Raw genomic sequence first — 24,141 nt, 5'->3', positions numbered from 1 at the left:
GCGGGGCGTTCGCCGTGCGGTGCGCGGGTGTCAGCGGCGCAGCTCGTGCGTGAGCGTCTCGAGCTCGTCGCCGCCGGCCATCTCCTTGGTGAGATCGTCGAGGCTGATCTCGTCGTAGGTGCAATCGAGCTTCTGCCGACCACGGTTGAGCAGGACGAAGTGATCGCCGACCATGTACGCGTGGTGCGGGTTGTGGGTGATGAACACGACGCCGAAGCCCTGCTCCTTCGCCGCGGAGATGTACCGCAGCACCATGCCGGACTGCTTGACACCCAGGGCGGCGGTGGGCTCGTCGAGAATCAGCACGCGAGCGCCGAAGAAGATGGCGCGGGCGATGGCCACACACTGTCGCTGGCCACCGGACAGGGACCCGATGGGGGCGTCGACGTCGGGCAGGTCGATGCCCATCTTGTGCAGCTCTTCCTTGGTGGTGGCGCGCATCGCCGCGGCATCGAGGGCGCGGAACGGGCCCTTGCGCAGTTCCTGGCCGAGGAAGAAGTTGCGCCACACCGGCATCAGCGAGACCACGGCGAGGTCCTGGTAGACCGTCGCGATGCCCTTCTTCAGCGCGTCCTTGGGCGAGTCGAAGCGCGTCTCCTCGCCGTCGACGAGCAACTGCCCCTCGCTCTGCTGGTGCAGTCCGGCCATGATCTTGATCAGGGTGGACTTGCCGGCACCATTGTCGCCGAGGACACCGGTGACCTCACCGGCACCGACCCGGAGGTTGATGCCGGACAGCGCGATGATGTTGCCGTAGGACTTGCCGACGTCCTTCAGCTCGATCAGCGGGGTCTTGCCGCCGTCGCCGTGATCCGACGGCTCCCGAGTGGGGGTTTCGGAGATGGTGGTCATCTTAGGTCACCTCTTGGCTGCGTAGGAGCGGAAGGAGTTGTTGGCCACGACCGCGAACAGCAGCATCGCACCGAGGAAGAACTTGAACCAGTCGGGGTTCCAGCCGGCATAGACGATGCCCTGGTTGGTCATGCCGAAGATGAACGCGCCGATCATGGCACCGACCGTGGTGCCGAAGCCGCCGGTGAGCAGGCAGCCACCGATGACGGCGGCGATGATGTAGAGGAACTCGTTGCCCACGCCCTGACCGGACTGCACGGTGTTGAACGCGAACAGCAGGTGCATGCCGACGAACCAGGCACAGAACGCGACGAACATGAACAGGCCGATCTTGACCTTCGTCACCGGGACGCCGATCGCCCGCGCGGAGTCCTGGTTACCGCCCACGGCGAAGATCCAGTTGCCGATCCGCGTCTTCATGAGCACGAATGTCGAGATCAGGGTGAACAGCACCCACCACAGGACGGTGACCCGGATGGAGACGCCACCGACGGTGAAGGACGAGGCGAAGACGGCCTTGGCCGAATCGAAGCCCTGCATGTTCGAGATCGACTGCGTGGCAACCTGTCCGGTGACCAGCTTGGTGACGGCGAGGTTGATGCCGGTGAGCATGAGGAAGGTCGAGAGGGTGATGAGGAAGGACGGGATCTTCGTCTTCATCACCAGGTAGCCGTTGAGGAAGCCGACGCCGAGGGCGAGAGCGAGAGCGAGCAGCGAACCCAGCCAGACGTTGAGGTGCAGGTTGTAGGCCAGCATCGAGGCGGCGATGGAGGAGAACGTCACGGCCACACCGGTGGAGAGGTCGAACTCCCCACCGATCATCAGCAGCGAGACACCGATGGCCATGATGCCGATCGTGGAGGAGGCGTACAGCACCGTGGCGAGGGCCTCCGGCGAACGGAACGGCGGAGCCACGATCGCGAAGAAGACGAAGATGATGATCGCACCGAACAGGGCGCCGATCTCGGGACGAACGAGCAAGCGTTGGAACGGCTTCTGCTTCCGCACGCGCTCGTCGGTCACGACGGTGCGTTTCGACAGATCCAGATCGGCCTGGGTGGTCATGGGAGGGTCCTTCCGTGCTGGGCGACACCCGGCGGCGACGGGGGTCTGCCGCCGGGTGTCGGGTATCAGCGAGTGCCGTTCCGGGCGTACTCGGCGACGGCGTCGATGTTGGAGGAATCGATGAACGCGGGACCGGTCAGGACCGGGGTGCCGCCACCGATGGTGTTGCCGTTGTTCAGGTAGAGCCAGAGGGAGTCGACGGCGAGGTAGCCCTGGAGGTAGGGCTGCTGGTCGACGGCCCATGCCACGTCGCCGGCTTCGATGGCGTCGACCAGGGCGGAGTTGGTGTCGAAGGTGACCACGGTGGCGTTGCTGCCGGCGTTGGCCTTGGACTGCACCGCGGTGAGCGCGATGGGAGCGCCGAGGGCGACCACGTGGTCGATGGACGGATCCTGCTGCAGCTTGGCGGTGATGGTCGCCTCGACGGACGGCATGTCCTTGCTGTTGACGTTGAGGATCTCGGTGGAGCCGCCCGTGAAGCCCTGGGTCACACCGGCGCAGCGGGATTCGAGCGCGACCTGGCCCTGCTCCTGGATGATGCAGAGCGTCTTCTTGGCACCTTCGGTGGTCAGGCGCTCACCCACGGCCCGACCGGCGATGGTCTCGTCCTGACCGAAGTACTGGCCGACGCCCTGCGCCTTCCAGTCGTCGTACCCGGAGTTGAAGGCCACCACCGGGATTCCGGCGGCCTCGGCGGCCTGCACGGCGGGAGCCATGGCGTCGGGCTTGGCCAGGGTGACCGCGATGCCGTCGACGTCCGAGTCGATGGCGCTCTGGACCAGGTTCGCCTGGTTGGGCGCCTCGGGATCGGCGGAGTAGCGCAGCTCGATGTTGTCCTTCGCCGCGGCGGCCTCGGCACCCTTGCGGATGAGATCCCAGAACGTGTCACCCGGAACCTCGTGGGTGATCATGGCGATGGTGGCGCGGGGGGTGTCGACGGTGCCGCCCCCACCTTCGCCGCCGCCACTGGATTCCGGTGCGCCCCCCGTGCTCGAGCACGCAGCGACGGACACGGCGACGACGGCGCCGAGCGCCAGCGCGGCACCCCGACGCCCGACGGCCCGGCCGCCACTGGTCGTACCCTGACGAACCTTCATTGACTGTCCTCTCGGAAAATGCGGGTCGGCTCGCTCTCTGAGAAGGAGCCTGGCTCACTCGCCTGGGTAGATGTAATACCGGTCACACACGATTGTCAATACTTTGTTCGGACATTAGGACTGCAGCAGCTCACATGCGCGGGGCCGTCCACGCACCCGAATCGACCGATTCGACCATCGCGTCGAGCACCGCCGCACTGCGCACCGCGTCGACGATCGTCGCACCCACCGGTCGAGCGTCGTGGACGGACTGCAGGAAGTTGCGGGCCTCGATCACCTTGAGATCGTCGTATCCCATCGCGGAGGCCGATCCGGGCTGGAACGCGGCGTAGTCCCCCGCGCCCGGGCCGACGAACACCGTGGACATCGGCTGATCCTGATAGGCGGTGCCGCGGCCGACGACGAGCTCGTTCATGCGGCGGAAGTCCCACGTCACGGCGCCGGCCGTGCCGTGGATCTCGAATCCGTAGGCGTTCTGCTCGCCGACCGCGACGCGGCTGGCCTCGAGGGTCGCCCGCGCTCCGGAGACCAGACGCAGCTGCGCGCTCGCGTAGTCCTCGTTCTCGACCGGACCTCGCTCGCCGCCGGTGGCACGGCTGTGCCCACTGGTGGCCCCGGCGGGCCGGGGACGCTCGGGAACGAAGACGGCGGTGTCGGCGACCAGACTCGCGATGTCGCCGAGCAGGAACCACACGAGATCCGCTGCGTGCGAAGCGAGGTCACCGAGGACACCGTTGCCTCCCCGGGCACGGTCGAAGCGCCAGCTGAGCGCGCCGTCCGGGTGTGCGGCGTAATCGCTGAAGAACCGGACGCGTGCGTGGGTCACCGTGCCCAGCTCACCCGCAGCGATCATCTCGCGCGCCTGCACGACGGCCGGAGCGTGGCGATAGTTGAAGCCGACGGCGGTCCGCACGTCCGCTGCGGCAGCCGCCTCGGCCACGGCCACGGCGTCGTCGCGGGTCAGGCCGACGGGCTTCTCGATCCACAGGTGCTTACCCGCGCGAGCGACGGCGGTGCCGATCTCCCGGTGCAGGAAGTTCGGCGCGGTGACCGACACCGCCTCCACCGCAGGGTCGGCGACGACGTCGCGCCAGTCGGTGGTGTGTCCGGCGAATCCGTAGTTCTCGGCGGCCTCGGCCGCACGGCCGGGCACGTCGTCGGCCACGGCGGCGAGGATCGGCCTCAGCGGCAGCTCGGGGAAGTGGTGGCGCACTCGGGCGTAGGCCTGCGTGTGCACGCGACCCATCCAGCCGAAGCCGATCACACCGACACCTAGTGGTCGAGAGGACATGGTGGAGAACACCTTTCGGGGATCGAGGGTGTCGGCGCACGGGACGTCCCGGGTACGGCCGAGTGCCCGTCGGGACGCGACGGGGTGGGGCCGACCGGGTCAGCGGTCGACGAGGGTGGTCTCGAAGTTGTAGCGGGAAGCGCGGTAGACGTGGACGCCGTACTCGACGACCTTGCCGGAATCGTCGAAGGCGGTGCGGTTCATGGTGAGCAGCGGCGCGCGGAGCTTCTCGTCGAGCAACTCGGCCTCCTCACGGCCGGCCGACTTGGCGCCGATCCGTTGCCGGGCGAGGCGCACGTGCACCCCCTTGGTGCGCAGCGACTGATACAGCCCCTGCGCCTCGAGTTCGGCGGGCTCCGGAGCGAGGTCGAGCGGAAGATAATTCGTCATCAGGGCGAGCGGCTCGCCCTGCGTGCTGCGCAGACGCGCGATCGTGACCACGGTTTCCTCGGGGCCGATGTTGAGTTCGCGCGCCACCTCCTCCCCCGGCAAACCGACGGAGTACTCGAGAAGCTTGGTGCTCGGGTGCTGTCCCGCGCGAGCCAGGTCGTCGAACAGCGACGTGAGCTCGACCGGACGGTGCACGGGACTCTGCACCACCTGCGTTCCGACGCCGCGCTTGCGGACGAGCAGGCCCTTGTCCACCAACTCCTGGATCGCCCGGCGGGTGGTCGGACGGGACAGGTTGAGCCGTTCCGCGAGGGCCAACTCGTTCTCGAAGCGGTCACCGGGCGCGAGCTGACCGGAGAGAACGGCCTCCTCGATGGCGCGGGCGAGTTGGTAGTACAGCGGAACGGGGCTGGATCGGTCCAACTCCACGGCCAGCTGCGGCGCGCTGAGCGGTTGGTTCACTCGATCTCCGATCGACAGCGAGACGAGGCGATTCTCGCCTCGGGTTCCGATCTCGACCGTGACGCAGCGCACCGTCGAGTGGTGTGAGTGTAGGCGATGAAGGACCGTATGACATCAAGTTAGAATGTCAGGACAAACTGTTGACATTCCGGTGTAGTGCGGCGCACAGTAGTCGCGGGCCGTAGCCGCTCACCCCCACCGACACCGCCGACCCACACCCGGGAGATCACGTGACCACAGCCGCACCCGACACGCCGCACGCCGGATTCGACGTCCTGGCCATCGGGCGCAGCGGTGTCGACCTCTACCCGCTGCAGACCGGGGTCGGGCTCGAGGACGTGACCACGTTCGGCAAGTTCCTCGGCGGTAGCGCCGCCAACGTCGCCGTGGCCGCGGCGCGCCTCGGCCGGCGCAGCGCCCTGATCTCCGGGGCCGGCCACGACCCCTTCGGACGATACGTGCGCGCCGAGCTCGAGCGCCTCGGTGTCGACGCGTCCCTCGTCGTCACCGATCCCGCCCACGCCACGCCGATCACCTTCTGCGAGATCTTCCCGCCGGACGACTTCCCGCTGTACTTCTACCGCAAGCCGACGGCCCCGGACCTGCAGATTCGCCCCACCGACATCGACACCGACGCGGTGCGCGCGGCGACGCTCTACTGGTCCACGGTCACCGGCCTGTCCGAGGAGCCCAGCCGCAGTGCGCACTTCGCGGCGTGGGACGCGCGCGGTCGGGCGCCGCTCACCGTGCTCGACCTCGACTACCGGCCCATGTTCTGGGACTCCCCCGCCGCCGCGACCGAGCAGGTCCGGCGCGCCCTGGCACAGGTCACCGTCGCCGTCGGCAATCGCGAGGAATGCGAGGTGGCCGTCGGCGAGACCGATCCCGATCGCGCGGCCGACGCGCTCCTCGATCTCGGTCTGGATCTGGCCGTCGTCAAGCAGGGTCCGCGCGGCGTGCTCGGCAAGACCCGTACCGAGCGGGTCGAGGTGCCGCCGAACCCCGTCGAGGTGGTCAACGGACTCGGCGCCGGCGACAGTTTCGGTGGATCGCTCTGCCACGGCCTGCTCGCCGGATGGCCGCTCGAGAAGATCCTCCGTCACGCCAACGCCGCCGGCGCCATCGTCGCCTCCCGGCTCGAATGCTCCACCGCCATGCCCACCGCGGACGAAGTCGCCGCACTCGCGGACGCGTCCGCAGCCGACCCGACGGAGCCCGCTCATGTCTGACACCGTCCTCACCGGCACCGCTCCTCACGAGACCGATTCGGCAGCACCGACTCTCGCCGCCACGCCCGCCGCCCGGACCTACGCCGACGTGACCGCCGTGCGCGCGACCGACCCCGGCGCCATCGAGCGCGCCTGGGCCACCCGCACCACGCGGCCCACCGTCCGCGGCAACGGTCGACTGATGATCGTCGCCGCCGACCACCCGGCGCGCGGCGCGCTGTCGGTCGGCTCGAACGCCACCGCGATGAACAGCCGCACCGACCTGCTCGACCGGCTGCGGACGGCGCTCGCGAACCCCGGCGTCGACGGCGTGCTCGCGACGGCCGACATCCTCGACGACCTCGTGCTCCTCGGTGCACTCGAGGACAAGGTCGTGTTCTCGTCGATGAACCGCGGCGGGCTGGCCGGCTCCTCGTTCGAGCTCGACGACCGCATGACCGGCGCCACGGCGGCGTCGACCGCCAAGGCCCGGATGAACGGCGCCAAGATGCTCAACCGCGTCGCGCTGGACGACCCGGGAACGCTGTCGATGATGACCGCCACTGCCCGGGCCATCGACGAGCTCGCCGCCCACGGCCTGATCGCGATGCTCGAGCCGTTCCTCAGCCGTCGTGAGGGCGGCAAGGTGGTCAACGACCTGTCCACCGACGCCGTGATCAAGAGCATGCACGTCGCTCAGGGTCTCGGATCGACCTCGTCGCACACCTGGTTGAAGCTGCCCGTCGTCGCCGACATGGAGCGCGTCATGGACGCGACCACCCTGCCGACGTTGCTGCTCGGTGGCGATCCGCAGGAGGCACCCGAGGAGACGTTCGCCAGCTGGTCACGCGCGCTGGAGATCCCGGCCGTGCGCGGACTCATCGTCGGGCGCACCCTGCTCTACCCCCGCGACGGCGACGTGGCCGCGGCCGTCGACACCGCCGTGACGATGGTGCGGTGACGGCCGTGAACTCCGAGTACTACATCCCGGTCGGCGCCTCCGCCGACGCCCCGTTCGATGTGGTCGTCACCCCCGAATCGGCCGGGTGGAGCGAATCGAGCCTGCGCACGCTGCGCCTCGCGGCCGGCGAGTCCGCGGACCTGGCGTCCGGTGACGACGAAATCATGGTGGTGCCGCTGTCCGGCTCGGCCACGGTCACGTGCGACGGCGAGACGGTCGAGTTGGCCGGCCGCGCCACGGTGTTCGACGGTCCGTCCGATTTCGCCTACGTCGGGCGGGACTCGTCGTACACCGTCGCCAGCGCCTCGGGTGGTCGCTTCGCCCTGTGCGGTGCCCGTGCGCGAACGCGGTTGCCGTTCCGATACGTGCCGGCGAGCGACGTCGCGGTCGAGCTGCGCGGAGCGGGCAATTGCAGCCGCGAGGTCCACAACTTCGGGACCGCGGACACGTTCGAGGCGGACTCGCTCATCGCCTGCGAGGTGATCACGCCGGGCGGCAACTGGTCCTCGTACCCCGGGCACAAGCACGACGAGAACACCGAGCACGAGTCAGCCCTCGAGGAGATCTACTACTTCGAGATCGCCGACGGCCCCGACGGTTCCGCCGGTTTCGGCTACCACCGCGTGTACGGCACCCCCGAGCGACCCATCGAGGTACTCGAGGAGGTCCGGACGGGCGACGTGGTCCTCGTGCCCCACGGCTATCACGGTCCGTCCGTGGCCGCGCCGGGCTACCACATGTACTACCTGAACGTCATGGCCGGACCGGGCGTCGACCGCGCCTGGAACATCGTCGACGACCCCGAGCACACCTGGATCCGCGGCACCTGGACCGATCTGGAGATCGACCCCCGCCTCCCGCTCTAGCCGCATCGGACCCCCACCACCCCACCTCGAGGAGCATGACCGTGGTCTCCACCGCACCCCTCTCGGCGAGCAAGACCGAGAACGCCGAATCGACCGTTCGCCTGACGGTCTCGCAGGCGGTCGTGAGATTCCTGGCGGCGCAGTACGTCGAACGGGACGGCGAGCGTGGACGGTTCTTCGCGGGCGCCTTCGGCATCTTCGGACACGGCAACGTCGCCGGCCTGGGCCAGGCTCTGCTGCAGGCGGAGACCGACGCGCACGAGTCCGGCACCGTGCCGGCGCTGCCGTACGTCCTCGGCCGCAACGAGCAGGCCATGGTGCACAGCGCGGTCGCCTACGCACGGCAGAAGGACCGGCTGCAGACGTGGGCCGTCACCGCGAGCGTCGGCCCCGGCTCGACCAACATGCTCACCGGCGCCGCCCTCGCCACCATCAACCGGCTGCCGGTGCTCCTGCTGCCGGCGGACACGTTCGCCACCCGGGTGAGCGCGCCGGTGCTGCAGGAGCTCGAACTCCCCTCGAGCGGCGACGTCACCGTCAACGACGCGTTCAAGCCCCTGTCGCGCTACTTCGATCGGGTGTGGCGACCCGAGCAGCTCCCCGCCGCGCTGATCGGCGCGATGCGCGTGCTCACCGATCCCGTGGAGACGGGCGCCGCCACCGTCGCCATCCCGCAGGACGTGCAGGCCGAGGCGTACGACTGGCCGGAATCGCTGTTCGCCGAGCGCACGTGGCACGTCGGCCGCACGCTGCCCCAGAGCGACGCCATCGAGCGCGCCGCGGCCGTGATCCGCAGCGCGCGTCGTCCGCTGATCGTGGCGGGCGGCGGCGTGATCTACTCCGGCGCCACCGATGCCCTGGCCGCGTTCTGCGAGCGGACCGGCATCCCGGTGGGACAGAGTCAGGCCGGCAAGGGCGCACTCCCCTACGACCACCCGCAGTCCGTGGGTGCGATCGGGTCCACCGGGACGACGGCCGCGAACGCCCTGGCCACCGAGGCCGACGTGGTCATCGGAATCGGCACGCGCTACAGCGATTTCACCACCGCCTCCCGTACCGCATTCACCGACCCGAGCGTGCGTTTCGTCAACGTCAACGTCGCCACGCTCGACACGGTCAAGCAGGGCGGGGTGTCCGTCGTCGCCGACGCGCGCGAGGCGCTGAGCGCTCTGACCGCCGCGCTCGGCGACTGGTCCGTCGACGCCGACTACCGCACGCGCACCGCGGAACTCGCCGCGCAGTGGGAGGACACCGTGTCGTCGGTGTTCGCCGTGGAGGACACCTCGGCTCCGCTGAACCAGAACCAGGTGATCGGCCTGGCCAACACCCTCTCCGATCCGCGCGACGTCGTGGTCTGCGCCGCCGGCTCCATGCCCGGCGACCTCCACAAGCTGTGGCGCAGCCGCGATCCCAAGGGCTACCACGTCGAGTACGGCTACTCCTGCATGGGCTACGAGATCGCCGGCGGCATCGGGGCCAAGATGGCCGAGCCGGACCGAGACGTGTTCGTCCTGGTCGGCGACGGCTCCTACCTGATGATGGCGACCGAGCTGGTCACCGCCGTGCAGGAGGCCGTCAAGATCATCGTGATCCTGGTGCAGAACCACGGTTTCGCGTCCATCGGCTCACTCTCGGAGCAGCTCGGCAGCCAGCGGTTCGGCACGGCCTACCGCTACCGGGGCGGCCAGGGTCGGCTCGACGGGGACCTGCTTCCGGTCGATCTGGCGGCCAACGCCGCCAGCCTCGGCGTCGACGTCGTCCGCGTGACCACCGCCGCGGAGTTCACCGACGCCGTCAAGGCTGCCAAGGCGAGCGAGACGTCGACCGTCGTCCACGTCGAGACCGACCCGCGTATCGCCGCACCGGATTCCGAGTCGTGGTGGGACGTTCCGGTGTCGGAGACGTCGACCCTGGACTCCACGCAGACCGCCTACGCCACGTACGAGCGGTGGAAGCGCATCCAACGTCCGTACCTCCGCCCGTCCGAGTGAGATCATCGAAAGGCTTGTCCATGAGCGTCATCCGCGTCGGCTCCGCCCCGGACTCCTGGGGCGTGTGGTTCCCCGAGGATCCGCAGCAGACCCCGTACGAGCGATTTCTCGACGAGGTCTCCGCGTCCGGTTACGAGTGGATCGAACTCGGCCCCTTCGGCTATCTGCCCACCGACCCGCAGAAGCTCACCGCCGAGCTCGAGGCTCGGAACCTGAAGCTGTCCGCCGGCACGGTGTTCGAGCACCTGCACCAGGACGACGCGTGGGACGCGGTCTGGACGCAGATCGAGGACGTCGCCAAGTTGACCGCCGCCGTCGGCGGCAAGCACGTCGTCGTCATCCCCGAGATGTGGCGCGACCCGTCCACGGGCGCCGTCCTGGAGGATCGGACCCTCACCGCCGACCAGTGGCGCAAGAAGACCGAGGGCATGAACGCGCTCGGCAGGCGGATGTTCGAGCAGTACGGCGTCAAGGCGCAGTACCACCCGCACGCCGACAGCCACGTCGACACCGAGGAGAACGTCTACCGCTTCCTCGACGGCACCTCGAGCGAGTTCGTGAACCTCTGCCTCGACACCGGCCACATCAGCTACTGCGGCGGCGACAACATCGCCATCATCGAGCGGGCGCCCGAACGCATCGGGTACCTCCATCTCAAGCAGGTCGACGAAGCGGTGCGCGACAAGGTGCTCGCCGAGGACCTGCCGTTCGGCGAAGCGGTCCGGCTGGGCGCGATGACCGAACCGCCCCTGGGCATTCCGGCGATGCCGCCGCTGCTCGAGACCGTCGAGCGGCTCGCGACCGAGGGCCGGCTGACCGCCGATCTCTTCGCGATCGTCGAGCAGGACATGTACCCCTGCGAGGTCGACGCTCCCCTGCCCATCGCGCGACGCACCCGACAGTACCTCGGCTCCTGCGGCGTTCCCGCCGTCACCTTCTCCTGACTCCTCCCTCCAGAACGGACGTCCCCGAAGTGAATTCCGAACTCCGCATCGCCGTCCTCGGTGTCGGGCGCATGGGCGCCGACCACGTCCAGCGCATCACCCGGACCATCTCCGGCGCTCGCGTCGCCGTCGTCAACGACTACGTCACCGAGCGGGCCCACGAGATCGCCGGCACCGTCCCCGGTGCCCGTGTGGTCGAGGACCCCCTCGACGCCATCGCCGATCCCGAGGTCGACGCCGTCGTCCTCGCCACCCCCGGCCCCACGCACGAGAAGCAGTTGCTGGCGTGCCTCGAGCACGGCAAGCCCGTCATGTGCGAGAAGCCGCTGACCACGTCCGTCGAGACGTCGCTCGAGGTGGTCCGGGCGGAGGCCGCCACCGGCAAGAAGCTGATCCAGGTCGGTTTCATGCGCCGATTCGACCGTGAGTACGAGCAGCTCAAGGCGCTCCTCGACTCCGGCGACCTGGGCCGCGCCCTCGTGGTGCACTGCGCGCACCGCAATCCCGACGTCCCGTCGCACTTCGACAGCGCCATGATCGTGCGCGACTCGCTGGTCCACGAGGTCGACGTCGCCCGTTTCCTGCTGGACGAGGAGATCACGAAGATCCAGATCATCGCGCCGTCGGCCAATCCCGCTGCGCCGAAGGGACTTCGTGATCCGCAGATCGCGATCTTCACCACGGAGTCCGGCCGGCACGTCGACGCGGAGGTCTTCGTCACCACCGGCGTCGCCTACGAGGTGCGAACCGAGGTGGTCGCCGAACGCGGCAGCGCCATGATCGGCCTCGACGTCGGCCTGGTGCGGACGTCCGCACCCGGCGTCCGCGGCGGCACCATCACCCCCGGCTTCATCGAGCGGTTCGGCCAGGCGTACGACGTGGAGATCCAGCGGTGGGTCGACGCCGTGCACGCAGGCGCCGAGACGGGCAACTACGTCGACGGTCCCGGCGCCTGGGACGGGTACGCCGCCGCCGCGGTCTGCGAAGCCGGTGTGCTCTCCCTCGAGTCCGGTGAGCCCGTGGCGGTCGACATGGTCGCCCGCGCGGACATCTCGGGAGCCTGACGATGAAGGTCGCTCTCGATCCCACCCCGTTCCATCACGAGCACTCGCTGCTGGAGCTGCCGGGCGTCGTCGCCGAGCTGGGGTACGAGTGGCTGCAGCTCACCCCGCACGTCGACATGATCCCGTTCTTCAACCACCCCAAGGCGAACGACCATCTGGTCCGACGATTCCGGCGAGCCTGCGACGACGCCGGTGTCGGCATCGCGTCGGTGCTGCCGGTGCTGCGGTGGTCCGGACCCGACGAGGACGCGCGGGAAGCGGCGGTGCGGTACTGGAAGCGCGCCATCCAGATCACCGTCGACCTCGGGGTGCAGCGGATGAACACCGAGTTCAGCGGCCGGCCCGAGAAGGCGGAGGAGTCCGAGCGGGCCTTCTACCGGTCGATGGAAGAGCTGCTGCCGATCATCGAACGTGAGGGACTCGACGTCCTGATCGATCCGCACCCCGACGACTTCGTCGAGGACGGGCTCGCGGCGATGCGGGTGATCCGCGGAGTCAACTCGCCGAACCTGGGCATGGTGGTGGTCGCCTGCCACCAGTTCCACATGGGCGGCGACCTGGATCGGATCCTCGACGAGGCCGGCGACATGGTTCGCCTGGTCCACGTCGCGGACACCATGGACCACCACCGCTCCCACGGCCTGCGCTACATCACCAACCCGCCCGGCAATCCCGTTCGGGTGCACCAACATCTGAAGATCGGCGACGGCGACGTCGATTGGGACCGGTTCTTCGGCGGTCTCGACCGCATCGGGTTCTACGACCGCGACACCGTCATGGTGTCGAGCGTCTTCGCCGAGAACGAGAACGCGCGGGAGGTCTCCCGCTATCAACTGCAGACGATGACCGACCACGTCGCGAAGTACGGAAAGTAGGAATTGTCATGACCACGAACATCATCGGGCACTGGGTGGACGGCAAGCCATTCGCCGGCACGTCCGACCGCACCGCCGAGGTCACCAACCCCGCCACCGGTGAGGTCACCGGGCAGGTCGCCCTGGCCGACCTCGACGACGCCCGCGCCGTCATCGCCGCCGCCGCATCCGCGTTCCCCGCCTGGCGCGACACCTCGCTGGCCAAGCGCACGTCGATTCTCTTCGCCTTCCGCGAGCTGCTCAACTCCCGCAAGGACGAACTCGCCGCCATCATCACCGCCGAGCACGGCAAGGTCCTCTCCGACGCCCTCGGCGAGATCTCCCGCGGTCAGGAAGTCGTCGAATTCGCCTGCGGCATCCCCCACCTGCTCAAGGGCGGCTTCACCGAGAACGCCTCCTCCAAGGTCGACGTCTTCTCCATCCGCCAGCCCCTCGGCCCCGTCGGCATCATCTCCCCCTTCAACTTCCCCGCCATGGTGCCGATGTGGTTCTTCCCCGTCGCCATCGCCGCCGGCAACACCGTCGTCCTCAAGCCCAGCGAGAAGGACCCCACCGCCAGCATCTGGCTCGCCGAACTGTGGAAGGAAGCGGGCCTGCCCGACGGCGTCTTCAACGTCCTGCAGGGCGACAAGCTCGCCGTCGACGAGTTGCTCGCCAGCCGTGCGATCAAGTCGATCAGCTTCGTCGGGTCCACGCCCATCGCCCAGTACGTCTACTCCACCGGCACCGCACACGGAAAGCGCGTTCAAGCCCTGGGCGGTGCGAAGAACCACGCCATCGTCCTGCCCGACGCCGACCTCGACCTCGCCGCCGACGCCATGGTCAACGCCGGCTTCGGCTCCGCCGGTGAGCGCTGCATGGCCATCTCGGCTCTCGTCGCCGTCGGGGACATCGCGGACGACCTCGTCGCCAAGATCGTCGACCGCACCACCCCCCTGCGCACCGGCGACGGCACCCGCGGCGCCGACATGGGCCCCCTGGTGACCAAGGCACATCGCGACAAGGTCGCCTCCTACGTCGACGCCGGCGAGAAGGAGGGCGCCACCGTCGTCGTCGACGGGCGCGGAGTGCAGGCCGACGGCGATCCCCACGGATTCTGGCTCGGCCCGACCCTTCTGGACCACGTCACCCCCGAGATGAGTGTCTACACCGACGAGATCTTCGGACCCGTCCTGTCCGTGGTGCGCGTCGACACGTACGACGACGCACTGCAGCTGATCAACGACAATCCCTACGGCAACGGCACCGCCATCTTCACCAACGACGGCGGCGCCGCCCGACGGTTCCAGAACGAGGTGGAGGTCGGCATGGTCGGCATCAACGTCCCCATCCCGGTTCCCATGGCGTACTACAGCTTCGGCGGCTGGAAGAACAGCCTCTTCGGCGACACCCATGCTCACGGCACCGAGGGAGTTCACTTCTTCACCCGCGCCAAAGCCGTCACCGCCCGCTGGCTCGACCCCAGCCACGGCGGCATCAATCTCGGCTTCCCTCAGAACGACTGAGCCGCAGCACCACTGACATCACAGCGCCACCCGCAGGACAGCATCACCGGCAGCCCCTCAGAACGGGGGTGGGGTGTCGTCGGGTGGGTGGAGCTTCATCGCGTTGCGGAGGCGGTTGCGGTTGCGTTCCTGTCGTCGGCGGGCGTGTTTCTGCTCGGTGCGTGGGGCGGGTCGGAGGCGTTCGGTGAGGCCCGGTCTCGATGGCCGCGGCGTTGACGTGTCGGGTGGGTCGCCGAAGACGATCATGTCGAGGCCGGGGTGGACGTCGTGGCCCGTGAACGCGGGGCCGAGGACGGTGCGTCCGCCGGGGATGGTGATGGTGCGAATCAGTCGGCTCGGATCATTCGGGTCGGGGTACTGGTCGTCGACGAAATCCCCGAACGTTTTCAGTAGGTGATGGAACCGGCATTTGGCGCCGAGTCCGGCCGCGTCGGTGCGCCCGCCCTGCTCGGGGTGGGTGTGGTCGTATTCGGTGATGTGGTCGAGGTCTGCCTCCCAGGCGGGTCGGTTGCAGCCGGGCCAGGTGCAGAACTGATCCCGCGCCCGCACGTACGCATCGAGGGCCGCGGAGGGGCGGTACGGGTTCGAGGGTTGGGTCGCCGGGAGTGGGGTGTCGGTGCCGTCACCGAGTGGGCGGATGACGGTGCGGGGGTCGGTTGCGAGGTCGCGGACGTGGGCGCCGGAGATGATGCCGATGCCGGCGAGGAATCCGACACCGTCGACGGTGTCGAGACCGAGGGGCTCGTCGCACCCGTGCGGGCCCTCCGCCGCAGGCTGTTCCCTCGCGGACGGATCGGTGGAGGTCGCGTCCGCGGCGGCGTCGGCCAGTATCGCGGTGCCGGTGCAATCCGGTGTCACCGCGTCCGCCGCAACAGGTTCTGCTGCGACCGGTTCTGCTGCACCCGGTTCCGTCGCAACGGAACCCGGCGCGGACGGTTCCGGCGCCACCGACTCGGCCGCAGGGGTGGGCTCGGTGTTCGGTCGCGGCAGGTGTTGCGGCGACCTGCAGACCCGGTCGGAGTCCGGGGCGGGGACGGGGCCGGTGAGGGTGGTGGTGTCGGTGACCAGGTGGATCACGATCCGCGGCGCCGTCGCCGCGAACGTACCGACGTCGACATTCTTGTAGCGGCAGTCGGTGATCGGGCGGTCGCAGTCGCACCCGAATTCGGTCCGGGTGACCAACGCGTAGTGCGCATCCGATGCCCGCGCCGCCTTCGACCGGGTGTCCTTGGGGCACACCTGCGCCGCGAGGCGGTGGACCGCGGCGGCGGCGAGGGCAGTGTCCTCGGCGGGCCGGGTGTCCGTCGTCGTGGCCATCCCGTCCCGCCCGACCTCCACGGTGAACGCCCGGTTCCGCTTCGCAGCCTCCCGGCGGGCGCGGACGGCGTCGGGGTCACGGCGGTGCACCATCGTGTCGACCATGACCTCCATCCGCGCCGGCGACCACGACCCGGGTTTACGCAACGCGGCGGCGATGTCGGCGTCGACGAGGGCGGCGTAGCACTGCCCCTCGATGAGTTCGGTGCGGGAGACGATGGTGCGGATGTGGTGCGGGGTGACGATTCCGTCGCGTAGGCACTGCGCGACCAGGGGTAGCCGGTCGCGGAGGGCGACGGCGTCGGTGAGCAGGGTGCGGGCGGCGAACGGGGTGATCGACATCGTCGTGGCGATGGTGGCGGCGCAGCGGGTGAACGCGTCGAGCTCGCGGCGGTCCTCGTCCTCGAACGGTTCCACCAGTTCGGCGTGCATGGCGGCGGCGAGCTGGTATTCGAACCACTTCAAGTACGCGACCCCGGCGGCAGTGTGCACAAGTGCGTCCAGTGCCCGCGGAGACGGAAGGTCGGTGGTGGCGGGCAGACCGAGGGCAGCGTGATCCAGTGCAGCCCACGGCGTCGCCGTAGTCCGTGCCCCCACCTGCGTCGTAACCATGTCGCCGACCCCCCAGTCGCTCGTATGTTCGAGTGTACCGGCACCCACCGACACGACCCAGGACACGCACGCACGAACTCGACCGGGGACACCTCCCCCGGACGCGCGGGATCGGCACCTACGCTCGACGACGATGACCACGTATCGACGGCTGATCGCGGCACTCGCACTCGGCGCCCTCACGGCGCTCGGCACACCCGTAGCGGCCCAGCCCGCAGCGGCCCAACCGGTGGCCCCGCCGACCACCACACCGTTCGCCACCCCCGGTACAGACTCGTGCCCCCACCGCGAGACGCCGCCGCCCGCCATCGACGCGTCCGAGGTCCCGGCTCCGGGGTCGACCGCACCCGCCCCGGTGCCGGTGCCGAACACCCCCGTCGGAGGAAACTCCCTGGGCGACTGCGGCGTGATCGTCGCCGACGGCGCACCACCCGTCCCCGCCGACATCTCGGCGACGGCCTGGACGGTCTCCGACCTGGACACCGGGGCGGTCATCGCCGCCAAGGATCCCCACGGTCGCTATCGACCGGCGAGCACCATCAAGGTTCTCCTCGCACTCGTGGCGCTCGACACTCTGGACCTCGACACGCGTGTGACGGCGACCGCGGAGGACGCCGAGACCGAGGGCAGCGCGGTCGGACTGGGCAAGGGCGGCGTCTACACCGTGCGCCAGTTGCTGCAGGGCCTGGTGATGGCGTCGGGCAACGACGCCGCCCACGCCATCGCCGGGCAACTCGGCGGCACCGCCCGTGCGGTGGAAGCGATGAACGATCGAGCCCGCGACCTCGGCGCCCTGGACACTCGGACCGCGACACCGTCGGGTCTGGACGGACCCGGTATGTCCAGCTCCGCCTACGACCTGGCCGTGATCTTCCGGGCCGCCATGGCGGACCCGCGCTTCGCCGAACTGCTCGCGGCGGAGGAAGTCCCGTTCCCGGGGTATCCGAAGGACCCGGCCAAGCCGGACAACCCGTCGCGACCCGACCAGCCCGGGGTACCGGTGAACCCCGACCTCCCGCTGAACGAGGACCGCCCCGGGTTCACCCTGGCCAGCGACAACGCCTTGCTGTTCCGCTACCCCGGCACGCTCGGCGGCAAGAACGGCTACACCGACGACGCCCGCCAGACGTTCGTCGGGGCGGCCGAACGAGACGGTCGGCGCCTCGTGGTCTCGTTGATGGCCGCCGACGTCCTGCCGATCCGTCCATGGGAGCAGGCGGCACGGCTGCTCGACTTCGGCTTCGCCCAACCGGACGCGACCGTCGGCACCCTGAGCGGGGGCACGGACGCGGCACCGGACGACGCCGGCGACCCGTCGGCGACGCGGGCGGCACCATCGGATCCGGCCGACGACGGAGCCGACAGTGCCCTCGCCGCACCCTCCGGAGGCTCCTATCCGGGCGTCGACGATTCGGCCGACGGCACCGTTCGCCTCGGAGTGGGCGTGCTCGGGGGCATCGTCGTGGTGGGGTTGATTCTGTTGGCGCGCAGGCTCTCTCGACGCTGAACGGTCAGCGCCGGCGCCGGCCCAGACCGAGCACCGCGACGACTGCGGCGCCGACCACGGCCGCGACTCCGACGGGCGAGACGCCCTCGCGGACGACGACGGTCGGCGCGATGACCGCCGCCTCGGGCACCGGGGCGGGCGCGAGAGCGCGGTTGTCCCGACTGGTCGCCGCCCATGCCGTCGAGAACAGCAGGAACCGCGAGGTGACGAAGGCGAACACGAGAATGCCGATGATCGGACCGAACGTCACCCCGGCCGGCCCGGATGTCACGCGCTCCAGGTACACGGCTCCGAGTTGCTTGAACACCTCGAACACCACTGCCGCCATGAGGGCGGCACGCGCGGCGCTGCGCACCGTCACCGGCTCTCGCGGCAGCCTGGCGATCACCCACACGAAGAGTGCCCACGTGGCCGCGACCGCCAGCAAAATCGACACGATCTGCACGGCGACCCCGACGCCGGGAACGTGGTCGAGGCCGACCGCCGCCAACAAAGCCGGAACGACGGAGCCGCTGGCGATCGCCGACAGCCCGAGCGAGACCACCAGCGCGACACCCAGCCCCACCAGGGCCCCCAGATCGCGAATCTTGGTGCCCAGGAACGACCCGCCGTCGTGCGTCGTCTCCCACATGGCCGTGAGCGCGTCCCGCAGGTTCGCGGTCCACCCGAGACCGGCGTACAGCGCACCGAGCAGGCCCAGCACACCCACACTGGTCCGCGACTCGACGGCCGTCGCCACGAGATCGTTGATCGTGTCGCCGAAGCTTCCCGGGACGTTCTCCGCGATCTGCGACTGCAGTTCCGTCAGCAGATCGGGCCGCGCGCTCAGGACGAAGCCCACCACCGCGAACGCCACCATGAGCAGCGGGAACAGCGACAGCACACTGAAGTACGTGATGCCCGCGGCGTAGTAGTCGCCCTTCTGCTTCTGGTAGACCGCACCCGCGCGGGCGAGGTGGTCGAACCAGGGCCACTCCGCTCGTCGCCGTTCGACGATCGCCGCAACGTCGGGCATGGTCAGCCTCTCGGTGGTAGGAATCCCACTCTGTCGTACACCTGCGCCAGCGTCTTCGCAGCGATCTCCCGAGCGCGCTCCGCGCCCACGGCCAGGATTCGATCGAGTTCTGCCGGGTCACCGACGTACTCGTCGAAGGCTCGACGAACCGGCGTGACGAACTCCGCCACCGCATCCGCCGTGTCGGACTTGAGGTCTCCGTACCCCTTGCCGACGTACCCGTCCACCAACGTCGGGATCGGGGTCCCGGTGAGCGCGGACTGGATCACCAACAGATTGCTCACTCCGGGCTTGCGCGCCACGTCGTACACGATCTCGCGCTCGGTGTCGGTGACCGCCGACCGAATACGCTTGGCGGACACCGCCGGATCGTCCAGAATCTCGATGCGCCCCGCCGGCGTGGCCGCGGACTTGCTCATCTTGGCGGTGGGTTCCTGCAGGTCGTAGATCTTCGCGATGCCGGTGACGATGTGCGCCTCGGGCACGACGAACGTCTTCTTGTACCGAGAGTTGAAGCGCTGCGCCAGATCTCGCGTCAGCTCGAGATGCTGACGCTGGTCCTCGCCGACGGGCACCCGCTGGGGGCGATAGAGCAGGATGTCCGCCGCCTGCAGAATCGGGTAGGTGAACAGTCCCACCGACGTGTGGTCGCTGCCCTGACGCGCGGACTTGTCCTTGAACTGGGTCATCCGGCCGGCCTCGCCGAACCCGGTGAGGCAGTTGAGCACCCACGCCAACTGCGCGTGCTCCGGCACGTGCGACTGCACGAACAGCGTGGACCGCGCGGGGTCGATACCGACCGCGAGGAGCTGCGCCGCCGCGCGACGCGTGCGCGTGCGCAGGTCCTTCGGATCCTGCGGCAGCGTGATGGCGTGCAGGTCCGGAATGAAGTAGAACGCGTCGTACTCGTCCTGCAGGTCGACCCACTGACGGACGGCGCCGAGGTAGTTCCCCAGATGGAAGGAGTCCGCGGTGGGCTGGATGCCCGACAGGACACGGTCCTTCCGGGTGGGGGCGTCGGTCCCGAGTGCGGTGGTCATGGTCTACAGATTCAATCAGACGGCCGAGTCGACGGAACGGGGGTCAGCGGTAGACGACGGTGACCGGCGCGTGGTCGGACCACCGCTGGTCGTAGGTCTCCGCGCGCTCGACGACGGCGTCCTTCGCTCGGTCCGCGACGTCGCGGGTGGCCATCTGATAGTCGATGCGCCACCCGGCGTCGTTGTCGAACGCCTTGCCGCGGTACGACCACCAGCTGTACGGGCCGTCGACGTCCGGATGCAGGGTGCGCACCACGTCCACCCACGCTCCGTCGTCACCGACGAGGGCGTCGAGCCACTCCCGCTCCGACGGCAGGAACCCCGACTTGGTGCGGTTGCCCTTCCAATTCTTCAGATCTCGCTCGGTGTGGGCGATGTTCCAGTCCCCACCGACGATCACGTGCTCGCCCGACTTCGCGAGGTCGGCCAGGTGGTGCGCGAACGACGCCATGAACCGTTCCTTCACGTCCTGCCGTTCGGTGTTCACCTCGCCCGACGGGAGATACAGGCTGGCGACGGTCAGCGCCGGGTCGACGTCGGTGGCCGCGAACCGCGCCTCGAGGTAGCGACCCGACTCCGCGAACTCCTCGTCGAAGCCGATCCGGGACGACACGGACGGAACCCGCGAGAGAATCGCGACGCCGTTGCGGCCCTTCGCCGACGGCTCTGCCGACACGATGGACCAGACGTCGGCGATGCCGTCGAGGCACGCACGCAGTTCCGCATCCGTCGCCCGCGTCTCCTGTAGGCAGACCACGTCCGCGGACGAGGTCGCGAGCCAGTCGAGCATGCCCTTGCGGACGGCGGCGCGAACGCCGTTGACGTTGACGGTGGTGACGGTGCGAGACACGGCGACGAGGTTAACGGGCGGCCGGGGACACGACCGCGGCCGGTCGTGCGCGCTTGTCCAGCGTCACCGACACGCTCAGGACGACCAGTCCTGCCACCGCGAGACCCGCTCCGACCGCGGCGGGCGCGGTGTAGCCCAGTCCGGCTCCGATGACGGCGCCGCCCACGGCCGCGCCGAGGGCGTTGGCGAAGTTGAACGCCGCGTGGTTCATCGACGCCGCCAGCGTCTGTGCGTCGGCGGCGACGTCCATCAGCCGCGTCTGCAGCCCCGGCACGATCGACGACCCGGCCGCGGCGATGAGGAACACCGTGACGAGGGCCGTCACCGGGTGGTGAGCGGTCACGACGAAGCCTGCGAGCACGACCGCCACCGCCGTCATGGCGACGAACAGTCCGCGCACGAGCATGCGGTCGGCCAACCACCCACCGAGGTAGTTGCCCACCACCATGCCGAGTCCGTAGATCGCGAGGCCGAGAGGCACCGCAGCCTTGCTCAGACCGGTCACGTCGGTCAGCGTCGTCGCGATGTAGGTGTAGACGGCGAACATGCCGCCGAAGCCGACCATCCCCACCAGCAGCGTCAACAGCACCTGCGGGCGACGGAACGCCCCGAGCTCGGTGCGGGTGTCGGTGGTCGGCATGGCATCGAGCCGCGGCAACCACACGGCGAGCGCCGCGACGGTGAGCACGCCGATCACGGCGACGACGGCGAACGCGCTGCGCCACCCGACGGCTTGTCCCATCCACGTGGCCGCGGGCACGCCCACGACGTTGGCCACCGACAGTCCCATCATCACCAGTGCGACGGACCGCGCGCGCTTGCCCGGCTCCGCGAGGTGCGCGGCCACCAGGGCGGCGACGCCGAAGTAGGCCCCGTGCGGGAGGCCGGCGACGAATCGGGACGCCATCAGTTCGTGGAAGCTCGGCGCGAAGACGGTGCCGAGGTTGCCCGCCGTGAACGCCACCATCAGCGCGAGCAGCAGCAGCCGGCGCGGCACCCGCGCGGCCAGCGCGGCGATGAGCGGCGCTCCGACCACCACCCCGAGCGCGTACGCGGAGACGAGGTGGCCCGCCGTCGGCTCGGACACCGCCATGCTGGTGGCCATCTCGGGAAGCAGGCCCATCGACACGAACTCCGTCGTGCCGATGCCGAACCCGCCGAGCGCCAACGCGAGCATCGCGCCGGTGCGGCGACGCCGCCGGAAGCGCGCGGCCTCCACGTCGGTCGTCGGGAACGCGTCGGCCGTCAGCACGGCGACGGAGGGGGGTGTCATGGCAGCGGTCCTTCTCGACGGGGTCGGGTGAACGGGGTCGACCGAACCGGGTGCTGGATCGATTCAGAACGACCCTCACGACCGTGTGGATCGGAAGCGACCAGTGTGCTCGCCGACTCCGGTCGTTCGCCAGTCGAAGGACCGTGAGATGGCGCACCCTCACCGCAGCGGGGGTGGTGCGGGACACCGCACCGGCACACCCGCTACGATTTGCGACAAGGTCATGAGCGCCAGCTGTCAGCCCCGGCTAGCTGGCCGGCAACCCTCCAGCCGCGGTGGGGTGCCCCGGGTGATGACCGGGTTACTCGGCCCCGCGCAACACGCGCGACGGTCGATGGCAAGCGCGGGTCCGTGTTCTCGGGCCCACCGACAAGGGCCGGCACCGCCGGTCCGCGACCGGCCACCGAGCACGGTGGCCCCTCGGAGGTACTCCCATGTGTCGTAGTCCGCGATAGGCCCCGACTTTTCGTTCCCACGAATTCGGTTCGCCTCCGCGGTCTGCTCACGGGTGCCCGATTCGCCCCGCGGCCGCAGTGTCTGCCGAGGCGAGTCGCCCACCCAGCACGTCCTTCACGAGGAGCACGAGAACACATGACCGACCAGACTCCCGATGCCACCGGTACCGACGTCGTCGACGCCACCGGCGCCCCCGTCGAGGATCCGGCTCTGAACTGGAGCTTCGAGACCAAGCAGGTCCACGTCGGCCAGGTCCCCGACGTCACCACCCACGCCCGTGCCCTGCCGATCTACCAGACCACGTCGTACACCTTCGACAGCACCGACCACGCCGCGGCGCTGTTCGGCCTGGCCGAGCCCGGCAACATCTACACCCGCATCATGAACCCGACGCAGGACGTCGTCGAGCAGCGCATCGCGTCCCTCGAGGGCGGCGTCGCGGCACTGCTCGTGTCCTCGGGTCAGGCCGCGGAATCCCTCGCGATCCTCAACATCGCCGAGTCCGGCGATCACGTGGTGTCGAGCCCCCGCCTGTACGGCGGGACGTACAACCTCTTCCACTACACCCTCCCGAAGCTCGGTATCACCGTGTCCTTCGTGGAGGATCCGGACGACCCCGCCTCCTGGGAACGCGAGGTTCGGCCGGAGACCAAGGCGTTCTACGGGGAGACCATCTCGAACCCGAAGAACGACATCTTCGACATCCCCGGCGTTTCCGAGGTCGCGCACCGGCACGGCATCCCGCTGATCGTCGACAACACCGTCGCGACCCCGTATCTCATCCAGCCGCTGAAGCACGGCGCGGACATCGTCGTCCACTCCGCGACGAAGTACCTCGGCGGCCACGGCACCGCCATCGCCGGCGTCATCGTCGACGGCGGCACCTTCGACTGGACGCAGGGCCGGTTCGCGAACTTCACGACGCCCGACCCCAGCTACCACGGCGTGGTCTTCGCCGATCTGGGCGCGCCCGCGTACGCCCTCAAGGCCCGCGTGCAGTTGCTCCGCGATCTCGGGGCGGCCGTCTCGCCGTTCAACGCCTTCCTCATCGGGCAGGGCATCGAGACGCTGAGCCTTCGGATGGAACGGCACGTGCAGAACGCGACCGCCGTCGCGACGTTCCTGGAGGGTCGCTCCGAGGTCACCTCGGTGGCCTACGCCGGCCTCGAGTCGTCCCCCTGGTACCAGCGAGGCCGCGAACTGGCGCCGCGCGGCGCCGGCGCCATCGTGGCCTTCGAGTTGGCCGGCGGGATCGACGCGGGCAAGCGCTTCGTCGACGCGCTGGAACTGCACAGCCATGTCGCTAACATCGGTGACGTGCGCTCCCTCGTCATCCACCCGGCGTCGACGACGCACTCGCAGCTGACTCCCGAGGAGCAGCTGGCGTCCGGCGTCACGCCCGGCCTGGTTCGCCTGGCCGTGGGTATCGAGGGGCTGGACGACATCCTCGCCGATCTGGAGAAGGGTTTCCGGGCCGCCTCTTGACACTCGATGTTCGAT

General features: G+C 69.4%; 20 protein-coding genes and 1 riboswitch. Of the genes, 10 read left to right on the top strand and 10 right to left on the bottom strand.

Annotation, left to right across the window (positions count from 1 at the left end):
• Positions 1–30: 30 nt before the first annotated feature.
• The 5 genes from RC2_RS05435 to RC2_RS05415 all read right to left on the bottom strand — a co-directional run bounded on the left by RC2_RS05435 (position 31) and on the right by RC2_RS05415 (position 5,157).
• Positions 31–852: an ATP-binding cassette domain-containing protein gene (locus RC2_RS05435; protein ID WP_068144482.1), complete on the bottom strand. Its 822-nt coding sequence runs from the start codon at positions 850–852 to the stop codon at positions 31–33.
• 6 nt (positions 853–858) lie between these two features.
• Positions 859–1,917 (bottom strand): ABC transporter permease, encoded by a 1,059-nt coding sequence (locus RC2_RS05430; protein WP_068144484.1) that lies wholly within the window; start codon positions 1,915–1,917, stop codon positions 859–861.
• A 65-nt stretch (positions 1,918–1,982) separates the two neighbouring features.
• Entirely contained in the window at positions 1,983–3,014 is a 1,032-nt protein-coding gene (locus RC2_RS05425) for a substrate-binding domain-containing protein (protein WP_068144487.1), read from the bottom strand.
• A 130-nt stretch (positions 3,015–3,144) separates the two neighbouring features.
• Positions 3,145–4,305: a Gfo/Idh/MocA family protein gene (locus tag RC2_RS05420; RefSeq protein WP_068144527.1), complete on the bottom strand. Its 1,161-nt coding sequence runs from the start codon at positions 4,303–4,305 to the stop codon at positions 3,145–3,147.
• A 99-nt stretch (positions 4,306–4,404) separates the two neighbouring features.
• Complete coding sequence (locus RC2_RS05415) at positions 4,405–5,157, bottom strand: GntR family transcriptional regulator (protein ID WP_174552289.1); 753 nt, start codon at positions 5,155–5,157, stop codon at positions 4,405–4,407.
• 230 nt (positions 5,158–5,387) lie between these two features.
• Between RC2_RS05415 and iolC the strand changes: the two genes are divergently transcribed.
• The 8 genes from iolC to RC2_RS05375 are packed head-to-tail and all read left to right on the top strand — an operon-like array spanning position 5,388 to position 14,571.
• Positions 5,388–6,386 (top strand): 5-dehydro-2-deoxygluconokinase, encoded by a 999-nt coding sequence (gene iolC / locus RC2_RS05410; RefSeq protein ID WP_068144492.1) that lies wholly within the window; start codon positions 5,388–5,390, stop codon positions 6,384–6,386.
• A complete protein-coding gene (locus RC2_RS05405) occupies positions 6,379–7,326 on the top strand; it encodes a Cgl0159 family (beta/alpha)8-fold protein (protein ID WP_068144496.1) in 948 nt (315 codons plus the stop codon). Before iolC ends, RC2_RS05405 begins: the two co-directional genes overlap by 8 nt.
• 5 nt (positions 7,327–7,331) lie before the next feature.
• Positions 7,332–8,192, top strand: coding sequence for a 5-deoxy-glucuronate isomerase (gene iolB / locus RC2_RS05400; RefSeq protein WP_072681169.1), 861 nt, complete (start codon positions 7,332–7,334; stop codon positions 8,190–8,192).
• Positions 8,193–8,227: 35 nt separating this feature from the next.
• Entirely contained in the window at positions 8,228–10,183 is a 1,956-nt protein-coding gene (iolD, locus tag RC2_RS05395; protein WP_072681134.1) for a 3D-(3,5/4)-trihydroxycyclohexane-1,2-dione acylhydrolase (decyclizing), read from the top strand.
• 20 nt (positions 10,184–10,203) lie between these two features.
• Entirely contained in the window at positions 10,204–11,127 is a 924-nt protein-coding gene (locus RC2_RS05390; protein WP_068150278.1) for a sugar phosphate isomerase/epimerase family protein, read from the top strand.
• 29 nt (positions 11,128–11,156) lie between these two features.
• Positions 11,157–12,191: a Gfo/Idh/MocA family protein gene (locus RC2_RS05385; protein ID WP_068150280.1), complete on the top strand. Its 1,035-nt coding sequence runs from the start codon at positions 11,157–11,159 to the stop codon at positions 12,189–12,191.
• Positions 12,192–12,193: 2 nt separating this feature from the next.
• On the top strand, positions 12,194–13,066 hold the full coding sequence (locus RC2_RS05380; protein ID WP_068150283.1) for a sugar phosphate isomerase/epimerase family protein: 873 nt from the start codon (positions 12,194–12,196) through the stop codon (positions 13,064–13,066).
• An 8-nt stretch (positions 13,067–13,074) separates the two neighbouring features.
• Positions 13,075–14,571: a CoA-acylating methylmalonate-semialdehyde dehydrogenase gene (locus RC2_RS05375; RefSeq protein ID WP_072681132.1), complete on the top strand. Its 1,497-nt coding sequence runs from the start codon at positions 13,075–13,077 to the stop codon at positions 14,569–14,571.
• A 57-nt stretch (positions 14,572–14,628) separates the two neighbouring features.
• On the opposite strand, the gene RC2_RS05370 is transcribed toward RC2_RS05375, so the two are convergent.
• Positions 14,629–16,500, bottom strand: coding sequence for an HNH endonuclease signature motif containing protein (locus tag RC2_RS05370; protein ID WP_139277273.1), 1,872 nt, complete (start codon positions 16,498–16,500; stop codon positions 14,629–14,631).
• A 133-nt stretch (positions 16,501–16,633) separates the two neighbouring features.
• Here RC2_RS05370 and RC2_RS05365 point away from each other — a divergent pair, with 133 nt between their 5' ends.
• On the top strand, positions 16,634–18,007 hold the full coding sequence (locus RC2_RS05365) for a D-alanyl-D-alanine carboxypeptidase family protein (RefSeq protein WP_068152175.1): 1,374 nt from the start codon (positions 16,634–16,636) through the stop codon (positions 18,005–18,007).
• 4 nt (positions 18,008–18,011) lie between these two features.
• Here the strand turns inward: RC2_RS05365 and yhjD are convergent, their stop codons facing one another.
• Genes yhjD through RC2_RS05345 form a run of 4 tightly spaced genes read right to left on the bottom strand, consistent with a single transcriptional unit; the run spans position 18,012 to position 22,185 of the window.
• Entirely contained in the window at positions 18,012–19,022 is a 1,011-nt protein-coding gene (gene yhjD, locus RC2_RS05360; RefSeq protein ID WP_068152177.1) for an inner membrane protein YhjD, read from the bottom strand.
• A 2-nt stretch (positions 19,023–19,024) separates the two neighbouring features.
• Positions 19,025–20,062 carry a tryptophan--tRNA ligase gene (gene trpS, locus RC2_RS05355; protein WP_068152179.1) on the bottom strand — a complete coding sequence of 346 codons (1,038 nt, stop codon included), beginning with the start codon at positions 20,060–20,062 and terminating at the stop codon, positions 19,025–19,027.
• A gap of 43 nt (positions 20,063–20,105) precedes the next feature.
• The gene (locus RC2_RS05350) at positions 20,106–20,912 is read right to left on the bottom strand and encodes an exodeoxyribonuclease III (protein ID WP_068152183.1); all 807 of its coding nucleotides are present in this window, start codon (positions 20,910–20,912) and stop codon (positions 20,106–20,108) included.
• 10 nt (positions 20,913–20,922) lie between these two features.
• The gene (locus RC2_RS05345; RefSeq protein ID WP_371828712.1) at positions 20,923–22,185 is read right to left on the bottom strand and encodes an MFS transporter; all 1,263 of its coding nucleotides are present in this window, start codon (positions 22,183–22,185) and stop codon (positions 20,923–20,925) included.
• Positions 22,186–22,404: 219 nt separating this feature from the next.
• A riboswitch (SAM riboswitch) is annotated at positions 22,405–22,535 on the top strand.
• 241 nt (positions 22,536–22,776) lie between these two features.
• On the opposite strand from RC2_RS05345, the gene RC2_RS05340 reads away from it, so the two are divergent.
• Complete coding sequence (locus RC2_RS05340; RefSeq protein ID WP_072681129.1) at positions 22,777–24,126, top strand: bifunctional o-acetylhomoserine/o-acetylserine sulfhydrylase; 1,350 nt, start codon at positions 22,777–22,779, stop codon at positions 24,124–24,126.
• The last annotated feature ends 15 nt before the right edge of the window (positions 24,127–24,141 follow it).

It is taken from the genome of Rhodococcoides corynebacterioides NBRC 14404, from assembly GCF_001894765.1.
Lineage (GTDB): Bacteria > Actinomycetota > Actinomycetes > Mycobacteriales > Mycobacteriaceae > Rhodococcoides > Rhodococcoides corynebacterioides.
Note: the sequence above shows the minus strand (reverse complement) of the source record. Positions and strands in the feature narration are given on the sequence as shown.